Here is a 21,383-nt window from a genome sequence, read left to right on the forward strand (position 1 = left end):
CCGGATTTTCTGGCATGCTATTGTCCCCTTCACCTTTCGGATCCAGGTCAGCCATTCGGCCCAGAAACCTCCCTCCAAGTTCCTCCCGGCTGAACCGGGGATACAACAGAGCGCCTCGCGGCGCACATGGTCCGCTCGATCTTCCACCGGTGCCGGCCTAGCCGCTGTCCGGACTCGATTCCCTTGCGGGATGCGATTCCCCGCCGGCGCAGCCATCTGCGCAGGTCGGCGGCCTCGTAGGCTTTGTCGCCCGGACCTTGGCAGGGCGGCGCCGGCGCGGTCCGTGGCGGGAGCGGACCGGCGGGATCGCCTCGATGAGCGGCTTGAACCCGTGGATGTCGTGGACGTTGGCGCCGGTGACCAGCACGGCCAGCGGCAGGCCTTGCCCGTCGCAGACCACGTGGAGTTTGCTTCCCCTCTTGCCCCGGTCGACCGGATTGGGGCCGGTCAGCGCGCCCCCTTTTTCGCCCGCACCACCGCGGCGTCCACGATCGCGCTACTCCAGTCGACCTCGGCCTGCGAGCCCAACTCGTCCAGCACCGCCTGATGGAAGGCCTGCCGCAAGCCCTGCCTGGTCCAGAAGACGAACTGGCGGTGCACCGTGGCGGGCGAGACCCCGAACTCCGTCGGTAGGGCATTCTCAAGAGGTTTTTGCAGAGAAAACGATCCGTCGGGAGAATACCTCTAGAATCGGCGTTGCGGCCGGATCTGATTACATAATATTTTCCATCGGCGGGTTGCCCGGAAAGGAATCTCCGTGTTGCCATGTCCTCGGGGATGATGAGCGCGAGATGATCCGTGAATGGCGTGAGCGATGCCGACTGAATTCTTCACCGAGGCTGTCGACGACTCTGGGAGCGTCCATGGTCAGGTCTGTCTGGCGGTGGATTCGTCGGACGTGCCCTGGATCGCTTACACGATGCAGTCCGGCGCGGTCATGCTGGCCTACAGAACCGCGACGGAATGGTTGCGGGAAGCGCTGCCGTGCGAACCGGCGGCGCGCGACGAGTACCGCATCTCCCTCTCGATCGATTCCAAGTCCCGGCCGCACCTCGCCTACCAGAGCAGAGCCACCGATCATCTGATCTACGGGGTCCGGGACGTGAACTGGCAGTTCGAGGAGGCCAACACGGAAGGCGGCCTCTTCCCGGGCAGCGTCCGTTTCGTCATCATGAAGGTCTGCCATGGCGTCTTCCAGAATCCTCCCTTCAAAGATATTCCACATCTCTGCTATCAGGCTGGCCTTTCGCTGTGGCATGCGTCCAAGGCGCCTCCGCCGACGAATCCGAGCGCCCCGCCGACCTGGCGTAAGAACGTGGAGAAGGTCGACTCCTCGAATCTCGTGGAGAAGGGGTGGTTCACGGCGCTGGACTTCGACTCCCAGGAAGTGCTGAGGACCGCCTATTTCGACGACCGGTCGCCCGCGGGCGTGACGGCTCGGCAGCTGCGGATGGCGACCATGATTCCCGGGGTGGATTTCCCCGGCCAGCCCAACGAATGGCGGGTGGAGATCCTCGACAGGGGAGATGTCCTGGGCGAGTGCCCCGCGATGGCGCACTCGATCACCGGGGAGGGAATCATCTCGTATTTCGAGCGGAAGACCCGGTCCCTCAAAATCTGCATGTTCGGCAATTTCCCCGAGTCGCCCGCCATCGAGGTCGTGTCGAGCGATGTGAGCGACGTCCGCTCCGCGGTTGGGGTGAGCCACCAGTCGAGGTTCTGCATCGTCTACGGGGCCGGGGGGCGGCTGCGGTACGCGACGCGCACCGGCATCGGCACGTTCGCCGTCGAGGACGTGGAGGCGGGCGGGGGATGGCCGCAGCTGATCTTCGACAGCGTGGGGAGCGCGCATGTGGCGCACGTGGTGAACGGCACCCTGCGCTACGCGCTCGCCCCGCAGACCTAGGCGGTGGAGATGGCATCGCAGACTTTCCTGATCCTGCGGAGCCGGGACCTCGTGGTCCTGGCCGTGCGCTGGGAGGGGTTCGAGGTCCGCCCACCGGTGTCCGCCGCGGCACCGCCGCAGCTGGTGGCGACCGGCGCCGATCCGACCGTGACGGTGACGTTCCCGCCGCAGGCCATCCTGGAGCAGACGACGACGCAGGCCATTTTCAGTACGGCGGGTCTCGTGCACGGCGACTCGCGGTTGACCGGGGTCAGCGAGCTCGTCTTCCGGCTCGACAGGGGGACCGGGATCGAGCTGAGCGTGGCGGGTGTCCTTGAGGCGCTGGCCGGGGGCCCGCGCCTCGGGCCGACATCCGCCGTCGAGATGCCGTGGGGGCTGCGGCTGGCACCTGAGGCGCTGACCCTGGGAGAGGCGGTGGTGTCCGACCACGCCGCCCGTCCCACCGTGATCGCGGACGCGGTGGGCCTGTGGCATGCGCGGCTGCGCGCAGGCGACGGAGGCCCGGCGGACGCGCGGCTGGCGGTGTGGCCCCAGTTGGTCTCGGCCGGGAGCGGCATCGCCGACCAGGGGTTCTTCCAGGATCCGCCGCTCGAGAGGTGGCGGGAGAAGATAGTGAACTGGACGAACGAGACATCGTTGCCACCGAAGGCGACCCGGCTTGAGCTCAGTGCGCTGGGCGGGACCCTGTCGGCCGACGGGAAGTGGCCTTCCAGCGCGTGGAGCCACGAACTCGTGTTCGGCCGCGACCAGAAGGTGGAGGTGGTCGCGCAGGGCAGGCTGTGGCCGTTCGGGCACCGTGCCATCTACCAGGTGTTCACCAGGCGCGCCTTCCTACCCGTCCACACCTCCACCACGGTGGGCCAGGCAGCGGCACTGCTGACGCGGCGGATCCTGGTGATCACCCAGCCGTTGCGCACCGGGGTACGCGGCCGCACCTTCCCGTTCGACGAGGTCGAGATCCTGGGGACTGCCTTCTCCATCAACAGCAGGGGGGAGCCCGGCAATGTGGAGCTGTTCATTCCAGAGAACGGCGGCGCGTCGTTCCTGTTCCCGATCCGATGCCGTACCGGGGACAAGGACGTGCGGTTCGACACGCCCCTGGTCTTCGTCGCCGACATGGTGCCGGACCCCGCAGGAGCCGCGTCGGCGTTGTGGGATCAGCATGGAACGGTCCGCATCCCCGGTGTCGAGATCGACCTGGTGGGCGCCGACGGCAAGCCGGGCGACGTCCAGGAGGTGCACTCGCTCACCTTTTCCGGCATCCGGGACGGTGACGGATTCCGGCCGGATCTGAAGAAGGCCGGAGTGGTGCTGCCCGCGCTGCGCTCCCTGCTCCCCGGTGCGGAGCACGCCCAGGAGCGGACGCTGGAGTATTCCCCCGAATTCCGTGCGCTCTCGGCTCCCCCGGACGCCGCGGCCGCGTCCTCGATCCCTCCGGTCGTGCTCCGTTTCGACGAGCAATCCAAGGTCCCGGTCGACTTCACCGAGAACGCCGACCGCTCGGGCGGGCTGGTCGCGCCCAGGTTCACCGCCGACGGGATATCGCGCGAGCTCGGTCCCGTCCCGACCGGTGTCCTGCCGCATCAGCCCGACTCCGCGAGCGCGCTCAACGAGGCGTTCAAGGGGGCGACGCTGTTCGGTTTCCCGCTGGCCGCGCTGATCGACGCCACCTCCAGCCCGAGGCCGGGGCCGCCGAAGATCGTCCAGCGGCGGGTGGGCGCCGCAGTTGACATGGAGATGCGCTGGGAGAAGGTGAGACTCAGGAACCACGGGCCGTTCCGGCCCAGGCCGGGGCTGGAGCCCGCCCAGTTCGATCTGGTCGTCCGCAGCGGGTGGCTGCCGTCCGACGCCCAGCAGCAGCCCACCTGCTCGCTGAAGAACTTCATGCTGGTGCTGCCGCCGCCTCCCGCGGCCTCCCTGCTGACGCTGTCGTTCGACTCGGTGGCGTTCACACAGTTCCCGGGGCAGCCGACGAAGCTGGAGATGCACAACCCGAAAGTCGAGTTCGGCCGGGGGCTCAGACTGCTTCACGATCTGCAGGCGAAACTCATGGAGCTCATCGGCGGGCGGGGACCGACCATCAGCGTGTCGACGACGGGGCTCGTCGCCGGTTACCGGATCGGCCTGCCCGCGGCGGCAGCCGGGATGTTCGTGATGCGGAACATCGCCGTCCGCATGGAGGTGCACGTCCCCTTCGCGGAGCAGCCGGTGTCCGTCGTCCTGGCCTTCGCCAGCCGGGAGCAGCCGTTCACCCTGACGGTCAGCGGGTTCGGCGGCGGCGGATACGTCGCCTTGGAGGTGGCGGGAGACCGGGAACCAAAGGTGGAGCTGTCCCTGGAGTTCGGGGCGATGATCGCCCTCGACTTCGTGGTCGCCAAAGCCGAGGTCCACGCCTTCGGCGGCGCGCATTTCGTGCGCTGTCCCGACGGCTCGATGGAGCTGGAGGCGTTCATCCGGATCGGCGGCTGCGTCGAGTTGCTCGGCTTGGTCACCGTGTCGGTCGAGCTGCGGGTGACCCTTATCTACCGGGACGAACCGCCCCGGTTGTTCGGCCGGGCAACGCTCGTCATCGAACTGGACCTGACACTGTACTCCGAGTCGGTGACCGTCGACAGCGGGACGTTCGAGCTGGTCGGCGGCGGTGCGCCCGCCGCGCGGAGCGGGTTCGCCGCCATGCTGGAGGAAGGCGGTGCCGGGTTGGAGACCTGGGAGAGCTACCGGAAGGCGTTCGCGTCATGAGCGAGATGTTGTGGCTCTCCGTCCCGGGCGGCATCGCGGGGGACGACGCGCTGCTCCGGGTGCTCATCGTGCCCAGGCTCGGCGGCGGTTCACTGTCCGGGCACGGCATGGAGCACTGGCCGCCGCAGGCGCTGCGGCAGGGCGCCGTCCGGGTCGAGGCGCACGGTCCGGACGCGGACCCGCAGACGCCCCCGGCCCTCATCCGCGACCTGGCCCCGGTGTTCCACGTCCAGCCCGGCCTCTGGGAGCGACTCGTGGCGGGACTGATGGTCGAGGACGCCGTGACGGAACGGGCGGCGGCGCCGAGCGGCGGCCCGCTCACGGTACGTCCGACCTCCCAGGACGCGCAGGCGGTCATGCGCACACTGCAGACGGTCTCCCAGTCCCAGGTGACCGCGGAACTCGGTTCTCACTCACCCGATTTCCAGGAGAAGGTGCGCAACGCCCTCCACGACTCCCACTGGACCGGTCCTGATCCGTCCGCGTCGGCGTCCGCGCCCGATCCGGCCGTGCTCGCGGGTCCGCCGGAGCGTCCGGCGGGCTTCCACCGGACCCTGTCGATGCTGCGCGAGCATCCGGCGGTACTCCGGGCGCTCGGTCTGATCGTCGAGTTGCGGCTCGATGCCCGGGAGGTCTCCGCCCTCGCTGGCGGGACGGTGCGGGTGCTGTGGCCTGGCCGCGCCGCCCCGCTTCCCGAGGTCGTGTCCCCCAGGACACGGTTCGGCGCGGAGTTCCTGCCGGCTTCCATGCCCCAGGTGAACGCCGGAATGGTCACCCTCGACCGGCTCGACGCGACCGGATCCCGCCGCTGGGAGGTGGTGACCGTGGAGGTGGACGTGGCCGCCCAGCGGATGCGCGAGGCGGCGCGCGCCGTGTCCGCGCGTCCGGACGAGACCGCGGCGCTGCCCGCACTGCGTTCGGGCGGGCTGCAACTGGTGTTCCGCGGACGCGGGCAGGAGATGCGGGCGCGGCTCGCCAGGGCGGCTCGTGCTCGGGCGGCGGCGGAGCCCGAGGTCCTCACCGCCGACGACCTGGTGCTGGGCTACCGCATCGATGTCCGGCCTGGATTCGGCGGTGCCCAGTGGTTCTCGCTGCACCGGCGGAACGCCACCTACCGGATCCATCGGCGCCTGCCCGACGGCGGGATCAGCGACGATTTCCTCGTCGTCGGCTCCCCGGGAACCCCGGAAGAAGGCCATATCAAGACGAATGCCGCGATCTTTGACGGCAGCGCGCTGTACGCGGACGAGACCGTGGCCTCCTGGCGGGGATGGAGCCTCGCCGTGCCCCGCCCCGGTTTCGATCCGGCGTCGCAGACGCAGCGGCCGTCCAAGCCGGAGATGAACGTCACCATGGGCTTCGAGGTCGAGCCGGGATCGGTGCCCCGGCTGCGCTTCGGACAGTTCTACACGCTCCGGGCGCGGGTGGTGGACATCGCGGGCGGGGGGCTCGAACTCCATGACCCCGCCGCCAACCGGCACAGTACGCAGTCGAAGTTCTACGCGCGTTACGAGCCGGTGGCCTCTCCGGACGTCGTCCTCCCCGAAGGCGTCCTCATCAACCTGCTGGGCCCCGGAGAGTCGACCGAACACATCGTCGTCCGCAGCGATCCGGTCGCCGATCTCGACGTCAGCGCCTACGGGGAACGCTTCGGCTACCGGGTCGACGACGAGCGGGTGCTCCTGCCCCCGGCCACCACGGTGGACATCGCAGAGCAGCACGGGATGTTCGATCTCGACGGCGACGACGCCGAGGTGAACCGCCTGACCTGGGAGTGGGTCAAGCGTGCGCTCTCCGCTTCCGGCGAGGCCGGGGCCGAGGGGGCAGGGCTGCCCGATCCGGCCGCAGGCGGCGTCGTGGTCACGGACGTCCGGCCGGGCGCCGCCGCCGTGCAGCCCAGGGACTGGGACGGGGTGGACAGGTGGCCCGATCTGCTGCCCAAAACGCTGGAACTGACCACCCCGAGCCCCGGGCGTCCCCAGGTGGGCTGGGAGGACGGACGGCTGGTCGTGCGGCTCGCACCGGCGGAGCAGATCACCCTGCAGCTGTCGACGTTCCCGAGGAAGGGGATCATCGACGACTTCGCCCTGCATGCGTTCGATCTTCCCGAGAACTCGCTGGAGGCGGCCCAGCAGGGACGGCATCCGATGCTGACGCCCGCCCGGACCCTGACGCTGGTGCACGCGGTCCAGCGTCCGCTCCGCGCCCCGGAGACCGTGCTGCTGCCGTCCCGCGAGGCCGGCGCGACCTTCGCCGGGCTCGCGCCGCAGACCCCGCTGCTCGATCCGAAGAGCACGGTGCGGCTGGAGATCACCGCCGGCTGGCAGGACCAAATGGACCGCACCATGTACTCGGTCTCCGACGTGCAGATCGCCTCTCTCGACATCGATCAGGACGACCCGGCGCAGCCGGCGACGCTGTTCCGTCACGAGTTCGGCGACACCCGCCACCGCAGGGTGACCTACACGCTCAGGGCGGTCAGCCGGTTCCGCCACTACTTCCGCGACTCGGACGATCCCCAGCAGTTCACTCAGACCAGGACACTGCCTCCGGTGAACATACCCAGCACGAGCCGCCCCGCGCCGCCCGTGGTGCTCTCCGCCAGGCCCGCGTTCCTCTGGAAGGAGACGGGCGGCCTGGACACCCCCTCGGGCGTCCTCACCCGGGAGCGCCTCGGCACCCGCGTACGGCTCGCCCTGCAATCGCCCTGGCACACCACCGGGGTCGGCGAGTCGCTGGCGGTGGTCGTGCGCCCGGAGATCGACGGGTCCGACCTTCCGGACGAGCGGCTCGCGAACTTCATCTCACGGGCCGGACACGACCCGATCTATCCGTCCGTCGGCTTCCGGGGCGGCGGCCCATTCGCCTCCCACATCACCACCGGGGCCGGCCCGGAGCGGAGGCTGCGGCTCAAGGAGGCCGACGCGGACGTCGTCATCAAACCGCACGAACCGACGTACAGCGAGGAAGAGAAGTGCTGGCTGTGCGACGTGGCCTTCGCCGGGAGCGGCGTCGCGTCCTTCGACTACACCTTCCTCCAGCTCGCCGTCGCCCGCTACCAGCCGAACAGCCTCGACGGCCTGTTCCTGTCGGACGTGGTGAAGACGGACATGGTGCCGCTCCTTCCCGGCCGCACCCTGCGCGTGACCCGGCTGCCCGACGGGTTCGAGGTGAGGCTCACGGGGGCCGTCTCCGCCGCCCCGGCCGTCAACAGGGTCGACTTCCTCTTGGAACGTTGCCGGGCACCCGAGGGGATGCCGGCCGACAGGGTGGAGCTCATCGATCTCGGTCCCGAGAGCAGCACCGTTCCGGCATGGGTCTTCTCCCACGTCCTGTCACCGGTGCCGAAGCCGGCAGGGCTCTCGCCCGCCCTCAAGCACTGGACGTCGAGGTTCTTCGTGGCTCCGGGGACAGGTTCGTTCCGGCTGCGGGTGCGCGAGGTCGAGCTCATCCCCAACAGGGAGCCGCGGCCGGGCGCCCATCTACACTCCGGCAAACCCGGTGAGATCACCGAACGGCTGGTGTTCACCGACGTCGTTTCCCTACCCATCCTGTGACTGGCCGGGCGGTCACTCGACCGTGAGCGAGAAGGCAGTCCGCCGGACCTCCGGCCAGGGGACGCCGCTGAAGAGCTCGATCTCGGCCCGGCCCGGATGCCGGGCGAGGAAGGCAACCCTGCCGGGGAGCCCCTCCGGCGTGTGGAGTCGCTGGTCGGTGCCGAGTACGCCGGGCGAGAACGGTCCGAGGAACTCGACGGTCTCCGCGCCGGAGCGGATGCGGCCCCCGACCGCCCAGACCAGGAGTAGGTCCCCGACCTGCAGAAGGAGATCCGGCACGCCCTCCTCGGCGGGCCGGATCTCGATCAGATGAGCCATGACGGAACGGGCTCTCACACCCCGGCCGGGGTGAGGCCGGTCTTCGTCAGTCCGGCCTGTAGGTCGGGGGCGGTGACATCGTCCTTCTCGTCCCAGTCGTCCGTGCGCCCGGCCGTCATCTGGAAGGCGAGCTTCGGATAGATGGATCCGGCGAACAGGTAGTCGTTGGTGTTGATGTCCGTCCCGCCCAGGATGGGTTGACCGTCCTTGGTGATCGACCCCGGCAGCTGGTAGCACATGATCGAGGTCTGGTCCACGGGCGTGCCGAGCAGCGAGGCCTCGTCCAGCGGGGTGAGCACCTGCTGGTCGACCATGGTCGGCGGCCAGCCGTACTGCTCCAAGAACCAGACGTACGCCTTGTCGCGGTCGATCCGGGCCACGAGCCCGGCCCGCATGTGCTCATGGGGAAAGCCCAGCGTGTGCCCGGCCTCGTGCCTGACCACCCGCCGGAACTCCGACTCGCTGGTCGCCATCGTGAACCCTTCGAGGTTCATCGTCTGCTGCCCCTGCGGGATCAGGAGGACGTCCGTCCCGAGGTAGGAGTAGTAGCCGCCGGGTCCCCGGGAGATCCGGACGGTGCCGATGCCGTTGGTCCGGACGAACGACACGCACGAGGTCTGCGCCCAGGCGTTCAGGTGCGCGATGATGCGGTCCTGCAGGTCGATCGGCGTGCTCTCCATGAAGCTGACCGTCAGCTGCCGTGGAGTGGGGCCCCAGTACTTGCTCGTCACCACCGCGATGTGCTGGGGGGCGGGCAGCGCCTTCCCCCAGGTCATGTCCCCCAGCCCCAGCAGCCGCAGGGCGTTGAGGCGGTTGGTCTGGATCGCGACTTCCTCCGCCTTCGCGAGGAGCCGGGTGGGGAGCGTCTTCAGCATGCACGTCCCGGGTGCCGTGCCGTTGTGCGCCCCCACCATCTCCTCGCGAGACTCCGGACGTTTTCCCTTTTCCACTGATTGTGCGATTTCAGCGATCGATCGGAGTGTCTCCAGATAGCTGGTGTCATCCTCGGCCATCGCCCACCTCCTGGTGATTTTTCACGGATGACCGGTCGATACCCGTTACTTAACCACGCTCCAGTAGGTGCTGGGTAAAGGTCTCCCGGCTGGTAGAAGACCGCTGAAGATCTTGGTTGGGGCTGTCCGGCCGTAGGCCGGGCAGTCCCTTTTTGGGGTTATGCAGGGGCCGGGGTGAGGGTCCAGGTGGTGCCGGGTGCGAGCTTCCCCCGTTCGACGGCCGGGCGCGGTGAGATGGACCAGGTCGATCAGGGGAAGGAAGATCACGTGCCGTCACCTACTTCGCGCGTGAGAACGTCCTCCCAAAATAAAGTTCCCGCTGATCCGGGAACTCTCCGGGCACGGGATTCCCGTGGCGATGGCATGCCGGACTCTGGGCGTCTCCCTGTCGGGCTATAAAGACTGAGACCTTGTCCTACGTGGATTTTCGGGTGATCTGCGGCGATGATCCTAGATCGTGTTGATGTCGAGTCTGGGTCTGCGGTCGGTGCCCGATGAGCTGTGGGAGTTGTGGGGGCCACTGGTGCCTCGCTATCCGGAGCGGCGGCAGGGCGGCGGGACGGCGCCGTTGGACGACCGGGCGGTGTTCACCGCGATCGTGTACGTGCTGACCAGCGGGTGTGCGTGGCGGCATCTGCCGACGGAGTTCGGGGTGTCGTCCTCCACCGCGCATCGCAGGTTCATGTTCTGGACCGAGCAGGGACTGCGGCCGCAACTGCACCGGGCGGTGCTGGACGAGCTGGGCCGGTTCGGCCTGGTCGACTGGAGCAGCGCGGCGGACGCGGGATCGTCCCGCGCATCGCCCGCAAGGGCATCGAATCCAAGGAACGCCTCGGCCGCCACCGGTGCAAGATCGAACGGACGCTCTCCTGGCCGTTCGGCTACCGCCGTCTGACCGTCCGCTACGAGCGCCACGGCCACCTGTTCATCGCCCTCGCAGCCGCCTTGACCTGCTACAAGAAGCTCGCCAAAATCGCCACGTAGGACACGGTCTTAGGAGGAAGAGCGGACATGGCGAGTGAGGCGTCGTCCGTGACGACGTTCGAGGCGATTCTGTTCCGCTGGCAGGGCGAAGGCTCCTGGGTGTTCGCTCCGATCCCGGAAGATCACGCGCCGGGTGTCGCGGGGCCTTTCGGGCGGACTCCGGTGATCGCGACCGTGGACGGTCACACCTGGCGGACCAGCGTCTGGCGGGACAAGACCGGTGCCTGGGCACTGCCGGTGCCCGCCCGCATCCGAGCGGGAAAGGACGACGGGGACACCGTCGACGTCGCGATCGAGGTCGACCACACTCGCCTGTGAGAGGCGGGTGCGGTCCGCCGGACGGCGGCAGAGGGAGGACGGGGGGAGCGCGCCGGCCGAGGGTCAGGCTCTGGCGTTGGTGAGGGTCTCCCAGGCGATGAACTCGCGGACGGTGCCGGGGCGCTGCTTGAGGACCATCCTCTTGGTCCAGGGCAGGTTGGTCTTCTTGTGGTACTCCTGCCAGACGATCTCGAAGGCGGAGGCGGGCGCGCCGGTGGCGGTGCTGATGGCTCCGCCGCACAGGTCCGCGGGGACTCCGGCCAGGTTGAGCCTGGAGGTCAGCTCGCTCGCGGCGGTGATGCGGGCGCGCAGCTCGGGGAACAGGTTCCGGCCCTGGATCTTCGCGGTCTCGGCGAGCTGCATCACCGCGGCGATGCCGTAGGTGGCGTGCAGCCGGTCCCGGCAGGTCTCCTGGGTCTGGCCGTTGACGTAGTGGACGTGCTGTCCCTCGGCGCACGGGTGCCTGACGTCCTCGGGCTCCTCGGGGCTGATCGTCTCGCTGCACGGCTGGTACCAGTAGGCGTCCAGGTCCCAGACGGCCGGCGTCGGCTGGTGCGGCCTGGGCCCGTCGGACTTCAGGTAGAAGTAGGCGGGGACGCGGGAGCGCATCACCTCGATGCCCCGGTCGAACACCCGGCGGTCATCGAGGAAGACGCCCATGTCGACGGTCGCGTCGGCCAGCGCCAGCTCCCAGTTCCCGTTCATGACGCGGTCGTGGTAGCCGTTGACGGTCCACGGCAGGTAGTACTTGCGGAGCATGTCCTCGAACCGCTTCTCGGTCTTCCACCTGACCTTCTTGGGCAGCGAGTAGCGCGCGATCTCGGCGGCGCGCGTCCAGCTGATCGCGGCCCATCCCGCCTGCAGGGGGGCGTCGGCTCCGCCGCGCTCCTTCAGCGTGCGCGACCAGGAGTTCATGTACTGGGCCGTTTTGGCCAGGTAACGGCGGTCCTTGGTCAGGTACCACAGGAGCGCGGTCGCGTAGGCGGCGTTGGCGTCGTGGAGCTCGGCCGAGCATCCGCCGTTGGAGCCGACCCCGTACGGCTCGCAGATCGACTGCGTCCAGGGGTGCGGTTTGGCCTTGAGCGAGGCGAGCGGGTTCTTCTTCAAAGCGGCGAACGCGCCCTTGAAGGGCTTGCGCTTCAGATGGGCCCGGACGTAGTCCAGTTGCGCCCGGGTGACCAGCACCCCGGGGTGCTTGAACTTCGGTGCCGCACCCGCCTGGCCCTGCGGCGCGACCAGCAGGCCCGTCGCCAGCACGCAGGCCACCAGTACTACCAGCGACTTTTTGCTCACCCGGGTATCAAATCAATGCTGCTCCCGAGACTCACGCGTCGGACCTTATCGTGTTGTTACTGTTATGTTGTGTGATTCGGGAACTCTCGGCTTTTTTTGAGATTCTCGGCGGCTGCGGCCTGGTGCTGGGAGGATCAGGCCCGGGCTCTCGGGCGGGCCGTCGGCGATGCGGGGGTGAGGGTGGCCGGAAAGTGGCCGGTTTCTGTGAAGGGTGTTGTTCTCGATCGTGCGGAACGTGTTCTGTTGTTGCGGAACGAACGGGAGGAGTGGGAGCTGCCGGGAGGTCGGCTGGAGCTCGCGGAGACGCCCGAGGAGTGCGTCGTCCGTGAGATCTCCGAGGAGTCCGGCTGGACGGTCGCGGCGGGACCGTTGCTGGACGTGTGGGTGTACGAGCCGATTCCGAACGCCAGGGTGCTCATAGTGACCTACGGGTGTCGGCTGCTGGAGGACGGCGTCGTGCCGAAGCTGAGCCACGAGCACAAGGAGATCGGTCTCTTCGGGGCCGAAGAGGTCGGGGGGCTGGTCATGCCGGACGGCTACAAGGACTCTATTTGGGCCTGGCACCGGCGGGAAACGGGCTCGCCTGCGCCCGAGTAGGGGTGCGGTTCACGGGCGGTCGGCCTGGCTGATGGCCCAGGCGGCGTTGATGAGGCCGATGTGGCTGAAGGCCTGGGGGAAGTTGCCGAGGTGTTCGCCGGTGGCGGGGGAGATCTCCTCGGCGAGCAGGCCGACGTCGTTGAGATGGGCCGCGGCGTGTTCGAACACGGCGCGGGCGCGGGAGGTCTGGCCGGACAGGGCCAGGGCGTGGGCAAGCCAGAAGGTGCACAGCAGGAAGGTGCCCTCTTCGCCGGGAAGGCCGTCAGGGGCGCGGTAGCGGTAGACGAGGCCGCGGTCGTCGGTGAGGCGCCGTTCGACCGTGTCGATGGTGGCGAGCATGCGGGGGTCGTCGGCGGGCAGGAAACCGGTGATGGCCAGCATGAGGCCGGCGGCGTCAGGTTCGGAGGAGCCGTAGTGCCGGGTGAACGTGCCGGCTTCGGGGTTCCAGCCCCGGGCCAGGATGTCGTTGCGGATCTCGTCGCGTTCGCGGGTCCATTCCCCCACCCTGCCGGTGGCCTGGAGCAGGTCGGCCAGGGCGATGGCGCGGTCGAGCGCGGCCCAGCACATGACCTTCGAGTGCAGGAAGTGCTGGGGTTCTCCGCGTATCTCCCAGATGCCGTGGTCGGGTTCGCGCCAGTGGCGGCCGGCGGCGTCGGCGCAGGCGCAGAGGAAGGCGCGGGTGCCGTCGTCGATCTCGGTGAGGTAGTCGGCGAGGCGGTGGGCGGCGGTGAGCAGTTCGCCGTACACGTCGATCTGGCGCTGGTTCCAGGCTCCGTTGCCGACCCGGACGGGTCGGCTGTCCCGCCAGCCGGCTAGATGGGGCAGGACCCGTTCGGTGAGGTCGTGCTCGCCGTCGATACCGAACATGATCTGCAGTGAGAGGTTCTCGCCGGGCGGCCCCGCCGCGGTGGCGAGGAAGGAGAAGAACCCGGCGGCCTCGTCGGGGCAGGCGGCGACCCACAACGCGTCCATGGTGAGGCTGGCGTCGCGGACCCAGGTGAAGCGGTAGTCCCAGTTGCGTTCGCCGCCCACGCCCTCGGGCAGGGAGGTGGTCGGGGCGGCCACGATGGCGCCGCTCGGCTGGAAGGTGAGCGCCTGCAGGACGAGTCCGCTCTGCCGGACGAGGTCCTGCCACGGCCCCTCGTACGCCTGGTGGAGTTCGGACCAGGACCGCCACGCGGTCACCGTGCGCTCCAGACGGCGGAGCAGCTCCTTCTGCGTCCACACCCTCGCGGGAGGCCGCTCCGGGTCGGAGTAGTGCAGGGCGAACAGCAGCGTCCGTCCGGGGGTGAGCCGCAGCCGGGCGGTGGCGTCGCCCTCGGTGAGGCGCATCGGCACCGGACTGGTCAGGACCATCCGTTCCGTGCCGCCGGGCACCTCGATCCCGCCTTCGACGGCCGACAGGACGGGGCGGACCGCGCCGTACTCCGGCCGGGGCCTGAACACGACCTCCACCTCGGCCTCACCGCCGGCGCAGTCCAGGCGCCGCACCAGCAGGTGCGGCGAGTTCGCGCCTATCCCGTGGCCCCGGTCCTCGACGCCGGTCACGAGCGCGTCGGTGAGGGTGACCACGGCGTCGGGGAGCCGGAAGACGGTCTCCAGCACCATGGTGTCGTCCAGGTAGCGCCGTGAGATCCGGGCCCGCTCCACCGGCCGGATCGACCAGTGGCCCGCCTCGTCGTCCAGGAGCCGGGCGAACTGCGACGGCGCGTCAAAACGGGGCAGGCACAGCCAGTCCACCGACCCGTCCCTGGTGACCAGCGCGGCGGTGCGGCAGTCCGACAGCAACGCGTGGTCGGCGATCGGAACGTTGCTCATGTCCGCTGTCCTCCAGAGCCGGTGACGGTGTCCGCGCCGCGGCGCGGTTCGCAGGAGGACCTACCCGCTTCGGCGACGACAGATGAGGGCGGGACTTCGGCACGCGGTCACGGCAACGACAGCGGAGACCATGAGAGCGCCTCGCGCCAGCCGGGCCTTCGGCGGGACCAGTCCTGCAGGACCCTGGCCACCGGTTCCAGACCGAGGAGTTCGTGTCCTCTCGGCACCTCGGCCTGGAAGTGCCGGTCCGGGCCTCCCTCGCGGTATTCGATCGTGTAGCTCAGGTCGTCGTTGAGGTGGACCTGCATGTAGTGCTGGTCGGCGGGTTCCAGGTCGAGCCGGGTGACGATGACGAAGCGCCAGGTGAGGTTCATGTCGGCCAGGAGGTCGTGCAGTTTCTCGTCGGACGGGTCGTCCCAGGAGGTCCCGTCCCACTCGGTCGCCCTCAGCACAGGTGTCGTCATGCGGGCGACCTTATCGGCGGGCCGGGACACTTCCGCCGGACCCGGTGACCGGCACCGGCACATGATCTTCAGCGTATGCTTGGCGGTCCCCATCCTCGTGATCAAGGAGCATCCCCCCATGCTCAGAAGGCTTTCGATCCCGCTCGCGGCGATTCTGGTGCTGTCCGCCTGCGGCGATGAGAGAAATGACGGACCGATCCAGCCCGCTCGGGTCACCGTGCCCGCTCTGCCGGAGGCTCCGGTGTTCCCGGCCGAGGAGCCGCTTCCGAGCTACGATCCCGACCGCGATCCGGCGGAGGACATCACTGAGGCCCTCGCGAAGGCGCGCAAGGACAAGCATCCCGTTCTGATCGACTTCGGCGCCGGCTGGTGCCCGGACTGTGTCGTTCTGGGGGAGACCTTCCGTAAGAAGTCGGTGCGCCGCCACCTGGACGTCTTCCATGTGGTGGCCGTGGACGTCGGGGAGCTCGACCGCAACCTGAACGTGGCGAAGAAGTACGGGCTCGATCTGAAGAAGAGCGGGATTCCGGCGCTCGTCGTGCTCAGCCCCCGGGGCAAGGTCAAGGTCGCCACCAACGACGGCTCCTTCGCCAAGGCCGGGAAGATGCCGTCCACGAAGGTCGTCGAGTTCCTCAAGCGCTGGGCATGAGAGCGGCCCCCGGACGTCAGTCCGGGGTCGGGGTCCATATGCGGGGCTCCAGGGTCAGCGAGGCCAGGGTGCGGCCGTCGGCGGCCAGGGCGGTGGCTGTGGCGGGGTGAAGGGTGGGCCAGACCACGGAGACGATCCCGTGGCGGGGGACGCGCACCGGACGGTCGTCCAGGCGGAGGCCGGCGACCTCGTCGGAGAGTTGGAGTTCGGCCGTCGAGATCCAGCGTCTGGCGGGGAAGAGGCTGTGGCGGCGGCGTCGGGTGAGGCCGTGGCCGGTCAGCCTCATGTGGAGGCCGTTCAGCTCCTCGCGGGTACGGCGGACCGGGGGAGGGAGGCCCATCGAGGCCGAGCCGCCGCCGAGGTACTCCCAGGTTCCCCGGATCCGTTCGAAGACGTACTCCTCGCTGTAGTGGACGTTCTTCTCGGGCGCCGAGGTGAGGAAGGTGACGACCGCGACGTCGTTGTCGATGTCGCAGTTCAAGGGGAAGGTCCCGGGGACGGGAGTGATGAAAGCGGGGGTTTCGACTCCTCCTTCGTCCAGGATCCTTCGGGACTCTCTCAGCAGCTCTTCGTGGTTCAAGACGGTCCTTGGCGTCGGGTGATGGCCGATCGAAGATCATTTCAGGGAAGGCGGGGGCAGTCTACGCGCGTGATCTGAGGAGTGTTCCGGCGTCGATGGGGAGTTCGCCCAGGACGGTGGAGGACACGCCCCGGCCGACGGCGTTGAGCCCGGCCAGGCCGGTGCCGGTGCGCAGGAGGGCGAGCCAGCCGGGTTGCGAGTCGTCGGGGCGGTAGGCGTTCGCGCAGGTGCGGTCGACTTCCGCGATCAGTTCGTCCAGGTCGGGAAGAGTCATAAGGCAAGCGTTGCTTGCCTTATTGGGATTGTCAATGTCGTCTTGCTAAAGAAGGCCGGGTCGGTCACTCGGGACCTTCGGCATCGCGATACGGTCGTTTAGTTCTGCTTTCAAGGGAAATGTCCGGGAAGCTTGAGAACGATCGCCCCCCACAGGAGAAGAGCCCCCGATGACGCTCCGCCAGTCGGCCGCGCGCGCCTCGCGCCGAGGACTCCCGTTCGAACCGCCCTCCCGCCGGACGGTCAGCGCGGTGCTGGGCGTCGTCCTGGCCGGCGTGCTGCTGGGAGCTGTGCTGCCCAGGCTGGTGGACCTGCGGGAGGTAGGGGAGATCCTCGGCAGCAAGGTCAACGCGGTGGAGATGGCGGGCCTCGTCCTGCTGACGCTGGCCGCGATCGCCGCCTCCGCCGGACAGCTGATGGCGGGCCTGCCCGGACTGAGGTTCCGGGACGCGACCGCGGTGAACGTCGTGACGACCGCGGTGTCCTACGGACTGCCCGCCGGGGGAGCGGCCGGGACGGCGCTGAACATCACCATGCTGCGCAAGGTCGGCTTCTCCCTGACGGAGATCGTGACGCAGGCCCTCTCGACGGGCGTGTGGAACCTCGTGGCACGGCTCGTCCTGCCGCTGACGGCGCTCGGGGCCGCCGCGGTGGTCTCCGAGGTGCCTTCGGGGGTGCGCGGCGCGGGAGCGCTCGGGTTCGGCCTCGCCGCGCTGGTCCTCGGTGTCACCGCGTGGCTCTTCTGGGGGACGTTCCCGGCGGAGAAGCTGGCGCGCGGCCTCTCCAAGGCGGGACGGATCCTGCCGGGTAAGCCGGAGATGAAGCCCGAGAAACTGCAGCTCTTCCGGTCCGAGGTGCGGGAGCTCGTCCGGTCCCGCTGGGCCTCGCTGACGGCGACGACGCTCGCCTACCACCTGGCGACGTTCGGCGTCCTCTACATGTCGCTGCAGGCCGTGGGGGTCACCGAGGCCGGGGTCATCGAGACGTTCGCCGTCTACACGGTGGCCCGCCAGGTGACGGCCATCCCCCTCACCCCGGGCAGCGCCGGCGTCATCGAACTCGCCCTCATCGGAGGGCTCGGGCTGACCGGCGGCGACCTGCCGAAGATGGCGGCGGGCGTCCTGCTGTTCCGCTTCTTCACCTTCCTGCTGTACCTGCCGGCGGGCGCCGTGGTGTGGGTGTGGTGGCAGTGGGCGGTGAACCGCGAGGACCAGGAGCAGCCGACGGTCTTCCGCCACCCCGGCGACGGCGTCCGGGCGCTGGCCGCCGCCGTGCTGACGGCGGGATGCGCGCTGCTCGCCGCCCAGGGGCCGGGAAGCCTGGAGACCAGTCTCTTCCGCCTGGCCAACGACCTTCCGGACCTCCTGTTCGGGCCGCTCTGGGTGTTCATGCAGGCCGGATGGGTCGGAAGCGTCGTCATCAGCGCGCTCCTGGCGCTCATCGCGCACCGCAGGGCGCTCGCCCTGGCCCTGGCGACGGCGGGCGGCGCGGCCTGGGGCCTGGCCAAGGTCGTCAAGTGGGTCGCGGGACGGGAACGTCCGGGCGCGATCCTGGAGGAGGTGACGCTGCGCGGAGACGTCCACGTCGGAGGCGTCGGCTTCCCGGCCGGGCACACCGCCGTCGCCGCCGCGCTCGTCACCGTGGCGTCGGCGTACCTGCCGCGCTCCTACCGGCGGGTCCTGTGGGGGCTGGTCGCCGTGGTCGGGTTCGCACGGGTGTACGTCGGCGCGCACCTGCCGCTGGACGTGGTCGGCGGTATCGCGTTCGGCTGGGGGATCGGCTCGGCCGTCCTCTTCGCCTACGGCACCCCCGCGCACATCCCCGGGATCATCCGGCTGCGGACCGTCTTCCCCGACCTGATCCCGCCCTCGGCCGCACTGGAGCCGATCCGCACCGACATACGCCGCGCCGTCGTCTACCGGGCTCCCGCCGTGAAGCTGTTCTTCAAGGCGATCGGCCGTGACCAGCGCGACGCCGACTTCTTCGACCGTCTGAGGTCCCTTCGCGGAAGCCCCGGAGCGCCGTTCGTCTCGGCCAGACGACAGCTGGAGCACGAAGAGTACGTCCTGCAGCTCGCCCGGCACAGGGGAGTCCGCGTACCGGCCGTCGAACGGTTCGTGGCCAGGCGTTCCGGTGACTGCTACCTGGCGATGGAGTACGTCGACGGAGCCGGGCTCAACCTCATCAACAACATCAGCGACGAACTCCTGGACGAGCTGTGGGAGCAGCTCAGGCTGCTGGGCGAGGCACGTGTCGCGCACCGCGAACTGAGCGCGGAGAACATCGTCGTCGACTCCGAAGGGCTCCCGTACCTGGTGGGCTTCGGACGCGCCCGCTCCCAGGCGCCGGTGAAGGCGCTGAAGCTGGACCGCGACCGGCTGCTGGCCGTCACCGAGGAACTGGTCGGCCGCGAACGCGCCGAAGCAGCCCGGGAACGCGCCGGCGAACCCGATCTCGAGGTCCCCGAACGGAAGAGGCGCTGGAACCGGACCGGCCCGCACACCGCGCGGCACCCGGGCGACGTCGTGCGCATCATCGTCGGCCTGTTCCTGGTGACGTTCCTGTCCCTCTACGCCGCGGACGGGTTCCTGCTGCCCGTGGAGGGCGACCTCTTCCGGCTGGTCAACAGCCTGCCGGACTGGCTGTTCTGGCCCCTGCAGATCCTCATGCAGGCGGGAGCGCTGGGAGCCGTCGGCGTGGCGGCCGCGGTGGCGCTGCTCTTCCGCCGCTTCCGGCTCTCCGCCGAACTCGCCCTCGGCGGAACGCTCGCCTGGTTCCTGGCGAAGTTCCTCAAGGACATGGCCGACCGGGGACGCCCGGGAGCGCTCCTGGAGGAAGTCGTCCTGCGGGGCGCCCACGAGGGCGGTCTCGGGTTCATCTCCGGGCACGCCGCCGTCGCCGCGACCCTCGCCACCATCGCCTCGGCCCACGTGCCGCGTCGGCTCCGCCGCGTCTTCTGGGCGTGGGCGGTGGTCGTGGCGGTCAGCCGCGTGTACGTCGGCGCGCACTTCCCGCTGGACGTCGTCGCGGGCCTGGGTCTCGGCCTGCTGATCGGCGGGGCCTTCCACATGCTCTGGGGCACGCCCTCGATCCTCCCGAGCCACGACGACATCGTCCGGGGCCTGCGCCTGGCCGTCGGCGGCGTCGACAACGTGCGGAAGCTGAAAGCCGACGCCCGGGGCTCCGTCCCGTTCCTGGCCGAGCGGACACGGGACGATACGGGCCTGTTCATCAAGGCCGTCAGCCGCGACCACCGGGACGCCGACCTGCTGTTCAAGCTCGCCCGGCTGCTGACCATGCGCGGCGTCGAGGACGAGAGCCCCTTCGCCACCCCGCGCCGCCAGCTGGAACACGAGGCGTGCCTGGTGATGCGCGCCCAGGGCGCGGGCGTGCGCGTCCCGGCGTTCGCGGGCCTGGCGCCCTGCGGCGGCGGCACCTACCTGCTGGCCGAGGAGGCGGTCGAGAACGCGCGCGAGCTCGCCGACCTGCCCGAGCTCACCGACGAGTTCCTGCGCGGCCTCTGGGAGGAGGCCCGCAAGCTCCACCGCACCCGGATCGCGCACCGCGACCTGAGGGCCGCGAACATCCTCGTCGACGAGCAGGACCGCCCCGTCATCGTCGACTTCGGGTTCGCCGAGGACGGCGCCAGCGACCGCAAACTCGCCCAGGACGTCGCCGAACTCCTGTGCTCCACCGCGATGCTCGTCGGCCCGGAAAGGCCCGTGAAGGCGGCCGCGGACGTCCTGGAACCCGCGGAGCTGGCCGCGGCGATCCCGCTTCTGCAGCCACTGGCCTTCGGCAGCGCGACCCGCAAGGCGCTGCGCGAACACCCCGACCTGCTGGACGAGCTGAAGGACGAGATCCGGCGGACCACCGGGGCCGGCGAGGCCGAGGAGATCCGGCTCACCCGCCTGCCGTCCCGCGCCTGGACGCTGTTCCTCGCCCTGCTCGGCATGGCCGCCACGGCCGTCGGCCTGTCCGGCCTGCCGGAGGTCCACGACCCGCTCGACGTGCTGGGCGGCGCCGACCCGCGCTGGCTGGCGACCGCGGTCGTGCTGATCGCCGTCTCGTACGCGGCCGGCGCGCTCGCGCTCATGGGCGCTTACGGGCGCCGCCTGCCGTTCCTCCGGACCTGCCGCGAGCAGCTGGCCGCCGCCTACTCCTCCCGGCAGCACCTCCCGGGCCTGGGGTCGGCCGCCCTTCTGGCCGAATACCTCCAGGCGTCGGGGGCGTCGGCGAACAAGGCCGAGGCCGCCGTCGCGACCACCCGCCTGACCGGGGCGCTCGTCCACACCGCCGTGCTCGCCGCGGCGCTCGTCGCGGCAGTGGTGGAAAGCCCGAGCCCCCTCGACTTCCCGGAATGGCCGATCCTCCTGACGGCGGCGGGCGTTCTGGCCGTGGTCGGCCTGATCATCCAGCTGAAGGTCCAGCAGTCCTTCCTGAGCCGGCTGCGTGACGCGCTCCCCGCCCTGACCCGGGGCCCGGGCGCCTCACCCCGCATGGCGGCCCTCCTCACGGGGTCCTCGGCCGTCACCGTCTCCTCCGCCCTGGCGTTCCTGGCCACCGCGCAGGCCCTGGGCGTGGACGTCGGCCCCGGCGCCCTGGCCGCGGCCTTCCTCGCGACGATCCCGCTCCGCCTCCTGGGCCCGCTCCCGGCGGGCATCGGCCTGGTCGAACCCGTCCTGGTGGTCGTCCTGGTCATGCTCGGCGGCGGCGTCACCGAGACGGTCGTCGCGGTCGTCCTCCACCGCGTCCTGTCCTTCTGGCTCCCCGTCCTCCCCGGCGCCCTCGCCTGGCGCCGGGGAGGACGATTCCGCAAGGAGGCGTCGCCCGCCGGGTGAGACCGCCGTGCCCGGGGCGGAATATCATTTCTC

The 21,383-nt window shown here is 69.8% G+C and carries 14 protein-coding genes and 2 pseudogenes; 8 read left to right on the forward strand and 8 right to left on the reverse strand.

Annotated features, from left to right (window positions below):
- Positions 1-125 precede the first annotated feature (125 nt).
- Positions 126-636: pseudogene (locus tag ABGB12_RS30075) on the reverse strand (IS5 family transposase); the annotation flags it as partial.
- Positions 637-898: 262 nt separating this feature from the next.
- Between ABGB12_RS30075 and ABGB12_RS30080 the strand changes: the two are divergent.
- The 3 genes from ABGB12_RS30080 to ABGB12_RS30090 are packed head-to-tail and all read left to right on the forward strand — an operon-like array spanning position 899 to position 8,202.
- Positions 899-1,906, forward strand: coding sequence for a hypothetical protein (locus ABGB12_RS30080; protein ID WP_347683030.1), 1,008 nt, complete (start codon positions 899-901; stop codon positions 1,904-1,906).
- 9 nt (positions 1,907-1,915) lie between these two features.
- Entirely contained in the window at positions 1,916-4,645 is a 2,730-nt protein-coding gene (locus tag ABGB12_RS30085; RefSeq protein ID WP_347683032.1) for a hypothetical protein, read from the forward strand.
- Complete coding sequence (locus ABGB12_RS30090) at positions 4,642-8,202, forward strand: hypothetical protein (protein WP_347683034.1); 3,561 nt, start codon at positions 4,642-4,644, stop codon at positions 8,200-8,202. The genes ABGB12_RS30085 and ABGB12_RS30090 overlap by 4 nt, the downstream gene beginning before the upstream one ends.
- 12 nt (positions 8,203-8,214) lie before the next feature.
- Here the strand turns inward: ABGB12_RS30090 and ABGB12_RS30095 are convergent, their stop codons facing one another.
- The gene (locus ABGB12_RS30095) at positions 8,215-8,520 is read right to left on the reverse strand and encodes a hypothetical protein (protein ID WP_347683036.1); all 306 of its coding nucleotides are present in this window, start codon (positions 8,518-8,520) and stop codon (positions 8,215-8,217) included.
- Between the two features lie 14 nt (positions 8,521-8,534).
- The gene (locus ABGB12_RS30100) at positions 8,535-9,395 is read right to left on the reverse strand and encodes a M12 family metallopeptidase (RefSeq protein WP_347683038.1); all 861 of its coding nucleotides are present in this window, start codon (positions 9,393-9,395) and stop codon (positions 8,535-8,537) included.
- Positions 9,396-9,996: 601 nt separating this feature from the next.
- On the opposite strand from ABGB12_RS30100, the pseudogene ABGB12_RS30105 reads away from it, so the two are divergent.
- Positions 9,997-10,517, forward strand: a pseudogene (locus ABGB12_RS30105) (transposase).
- A 27-nt stretch (positions 10,518-10,544) separates the two neighbouring features.
- Complete coding sequence (locus tag ABGB12_RS30110; protein ID WP_347683040.1) at positions 10,545-10,835, forward strand: DUF1905 domain-containing protein; 291 nt, start codon at positions 10,545-10,547, stop codon at positions 10,833-10,835.
- 63 nt (positions 10,836-10,898) lie between these two features.
- On the opposite strand, the gene ABGB12_RS30115 is transcribed toward ABGB12_RS30110, so the two are convergent.
- Positions 10,899-12,128 carry an alginate lyase family protein gene (locus tag ABGB12_RS30115; protein WP_347683042.1) on the reverse strand — a complete coding sequence of 410 codons (1,230 nt, stop codon included), beginning with the start codon at positions 12,126-12,128 and terminating at the stop codon, positions 10,899-10,901.
- A 204-nt stretch (positions 12,129-12,332) separates the two neighbouring features.
- On the opposite strand from ABGB12_RS30115, the gene ABGB12_RS30120 reads away from it, so the two are divergent.
- The gene (locus ABGB12_RS30120) at positions 12,333-12,725 is read left to right on the forward strand and encodes an NUDIX domain-containing protein (protein WP_347683044.1); all 393 of its coding nucleotides are present in this window, start codon (positions 12,333-12,335) and stop codon (positions 12,723-12,725) included.
- Between the two features lie 9 nt (positions 12,726-12,734).
- Here the strand turns inward: ABGB12_RS30120 and ABGB12_RS30125 are convergent, their stop codons facing one another.
- Both ABGB12_RS30125 and ABGB12_RS30130 read right to left on the reverse strand, forming a co-directional pair.
- Positions 12,735-14,597, reverse strand: coding sequence for a glycoside hydrolase family 15 protein (locus ABGB12_RS30125; RefSeq protein ID WP_347683367.1), 1,863 nt, complete (start codon positions 14,595-14,597; stop codon positions 12,735-12,737).
- A gap of 53 nt (positions 14,598-14,650) precedes the next feature.
- Entirely contained in the window at positions 14,651-15,007 is a 357-nt protein-coding gene (locus tag ABGB12_RS30130) for a hypothetical protein (protein WP_347683045.1), read from the reverse strand.
- Here ABGB12_RS30130 and ABGB12_RS30135 point away from each other — a divergent pair.
- Positions 15,006-15,656, forward strand: a complete 651-nt coding sequence (locus ABGB12_RS30135; RefSeq protein WP_347683047.1) for a thioredoxin family protein — start codon at positions 15,006-15,008, stop codon at positions 15,654-15,656. The genes ABGB12_RS30130 and ABGB12_RS30135 overlap by 2 nt on opposite strands.
- Positions 15,657-15,672: 16 nt before the next feature.
- Here the strand turns inward: ABGB12_RS30135 and ABGB12_RS30140 are convergent, their stop codons facing one another.
- Together ABGB12_RS30140 and ABGB12_RS30145 are read right to left on the reverse strand one after the other, a co-directional pair.
- A complete protein-coding gene (locus ABGB12_RS30140; protein WP_347683048.1) occupies positions 15,673-16,236 on the reverse strand; it encodes a hypothetical protein in 564 nt (187 codons plus the stop codon).
- Between the two features lie 61 nt (positions 16,237-16,297).
- Positions 16,298-16,510 (reverse strand): hypothetical protein, encoded by a 213-nt coding sequence (locus tag ABGB12_RS30145; RefSeq protein WP_347683050.1) that lies wholly within the window; start codon positions 16,508-16,510, stop codon positions 16,298-16,300.
- Between the two features lie 169 nt (positions 16,511-16,679).
- Here ABGB12_RS30145 and ABGB12_RS30150 point away from each other — a divergent pair, with 169 nt between their 5' ends.
- Complete coding sequence (locus ABGB12_RS30150) at positions 16,680-21,350, forward strand: lysylphosphatidylglycerol synthase domain-containing protein (protein WP_347683052.1); 4,671 nt, start codon at positions 16,680-16,682, stop codon at positions 21,348-21,350.
- The last annotated feature ends 33 nt before the right edge of the window (positions 21,351-21,383 follow it).

The organism is Actinocorallia sp. B10E7 (genome assembly GCF_039871655.1).
GTDB lineage: Bacteria > Actinomycetota > Actinomycetes > Streptosporangiales > Streptosporangiaceae > Actinocorallia.